Origin of the sequence: Clostridium sp. HV4-5-A1G (genome assembly GCF_900184915.1) — a bacterium.
Classification (GTDB): domain Bacteria; phylum Bacillota; class Clostridia; order Clostridiales; family Clostridiaceae; genus Clostridium_B; species Clostridium_B aromativorans.
The window spans coordinates 1-2,660 of record NZ_FXYI02000286.1; the positions used below are offsets into that span (position 1 = coordinate 1).

Here is a 2,660-nt window from a genome sequence, read left to right on the forward strand (position 1 = left end):
ATTTTTTGATATAATAAATATAAATAAGAATAGGGAAGTCATTGACTTTTAGAAATAGTAGATAATTAATTTAAGTAGATAGACAGTGGCAGCTGTCTATTTTCTTTTATCTGTAGTATTTATTTTTATATGGAAATTACCAATCTGTACATCCACTTCGATTGATCGTTTGCCATTACATATTATAAATAAGCCTATCACTATTGTTATAGACAGGATTATCTTATCTATATAATTCATCAAAATAAGGCAATTCTTCCCCTTCTATAATTTAATTTAGAAGGGGAAGAATTGCCTTTTGCCAGTAGGCAGCAAGCCCTCTGCACTACCTTTTTTTCAATTGTTTTTTATTATGTGGCAGTTCTTATAAATTTCGTTATTATTACATTTTTAAAAAATAGATTTTTTCAGTTAGATGTAATATAATTATATATAGGTGAACTTTTCATAAAAGGTGGTGAACTTATGGAAATAGTCCGTACCCTTAAATTACAGTTAAAACTGACAGATGAACAAAAATTGCTTGTTGACAATACCCTCCATTCTCTTAAAAAAGCCCTAAACTATGCAAGTTCTGTCGCATTTAACAATGGTGAAATTACCAATAAACCTAAATTACAAAAGCTTGTATATTCTACTTTAAGAGATAAGTTTGGACTTAAATCCCAGATGGCTGTTAATGTCTGCACAGTTGTATGCGGCAGCTACCAATCCCAGCACTCCAATAATATATTTGGCAGTTTAGCAGTTTATAAAAATGCTAAAGCCCTATATTCTTATGGCAGGAATTACTCATTTTTAAACAATGGAAAGACTATTTCTATCAATACTATAGGAAAAAGAATCAAACTGCCATTTAAAGTACCCGATTACTTTAAAAAGTATCTTGATAGAACCTGGTTCTTCGGTTCCATGGAAGTTGTAAGAAATAAAAATAAATATTATGCCCATATTACCGTTAATAAGGAAATCATGGAAACTCCTTCTGAACAAATCAATAACATCATAGGTATAGATTTAGGTCAAAATTTTATAGCAACCATATATGACAGCCACGGATATATCAAATTTTATAAAGGGCGTTTTCTTAAAAATATTAGAGCTAAATATAAGCATTTGAGAAAACAGTTGCAGGAAAAAGGCACTCATAATACACATAAGAAAATTTGCTCTATTAATCAAAGGGAAAGTAAATTCATGCGCGATATAAATCATCAAATAAGTAAAAAAATTGTAGATTATGCTAAAGGATTCAAATCTATGATAGCCATGGAAGATTTAACCGGTATAAATCTGTCATGTAAGGTAAAAAGAGAAAACCGCTACTACCGGGTCAGCTGGGCATTTGATGAACTACAGCGTTTTGTAGAGTACAAAGCTATACAGGCAGGGTTAAAAGTTATATATATTGATCCAAAACATACAAGTCAAACCTGCCCGGTTTGTGGGCACACCCATAAAAGCAACAGAAATAAAAAACTGCATTTATTTCAATGTAAAGCCTGTGGTTATACATCGAACGATGACTTGATAGGTGCTAAAAATATATGGCACAAGGGTTATGATAAAAGAATAAACCTGGCAACTGTATAACTTAAATAAGTATATATGAGCATGAGAAAGGAAACTTCCTATACTTTAAAATGTGGTTTAGTATTCTCATATATACAGGGAGTAGCAGTGTACTACACACTTGTCAACCCCCTAATGTAAGATAATGATGATAAGGATTCTATGCTATTCGTTAAACGGTAGTGATAGTTGATAAGAATTTATACTTACCAAGCCCTTCCTATAACTAAAAGTTTAGGAGGGGTAGTTGACATTCGATCACCCCTCATTAGTTAATTGCATATAACCAATGACTTCCCACATATTAATGAGAGGGTATTATCTACTATATATAAAGTATATCATAGAAAAGGAGCATATGAATATCTATCTTTTCTATAATTTTTACTATATAAAACTTAAAAAAGGGTTTAAATCTATAGGTTTATCTTTTCGTTGTATATATAACTTTTACCAGTTACATTTCCCAATACCATTCTTTGACAAATATATACTTGCCTTTTTCAGGTAAATAAAATACATATAGTGATTCAGCCTTAGCTCCACAATCTGTACCCCACGTATCACAATTACTGTTAATCTTATGTCCTCTTACAGTAAATGTATCACTTATCTCATATTCTCCACAGTCACATTCAGGTTTTGCTATGTTATTTAAATTTTCACCTTCAATAAACTCATATTCTTGTCCATAATCATCATAATCATTAGTGAACTACCACCACTTATAGAAGTGGATGGCTTCTTAGCCAATATTCCTAACGGAACAAGTTTACCTAAGCTCTAAAGGTCGAACCAACCTCAGCGTATTACCAAAATTATATGGCTAATTTCAGCAGATTTTTACTGGCGTTTATATCCCTGTCATGGTGTGTGCCGCATTTAGGGCAAATCCATTCCCTGAGTGCCAGATTTTTCACCTCTCTATTCTTATATCCACAAACTGAACATAATTGACTACTTGCATAATTACCGGGTGCTACTATTATTTTTCTGCCGTACCACTCGGCTTTGTATTCCAGCATTCTTCTGAATTCACTCCAGCTTGCTTCGCTTATTGCCTTTGCCAGCCTGTGATTCTGCTGCAT

At 32.5% G+C, this 2,660-nt stretch carries 2 protein-coding genes; one reads left to right on the forward strand and one right to left on the reverse strand.

From position 1 onward, the window contains the following. The first annotated feature begins 465 nt into the window (after nucleotides 1-465). Nucleotides 466-1,593 carry an RNA-guided endonuclease InsQ/TnpB family protein gene (locus J5G60_RS17785; protein ID WP_150359022.1) on the forward strand — a complete coding sequence of 376 codons (1,128 nt, stop codon included), beginning with the start codon at nucleotides 466-468 and terminating at the stop codon, nucleotides 1,591-1,593. 797 nt (nucleotides 1,594-2,390) lie between these two features. Here the strand turns inward: J5G60_RS17785 and J5G60_RS17790 are convergent. Then, nucleotides 2,391-2,660 (reverse strand): RNA-guided endonuclease TnpB family protein (locus tag J5G60_RS17790; RefSeq protein WP_150359023.1); only part of this gene is annotated, 270 nt, incomplete at its 5' end.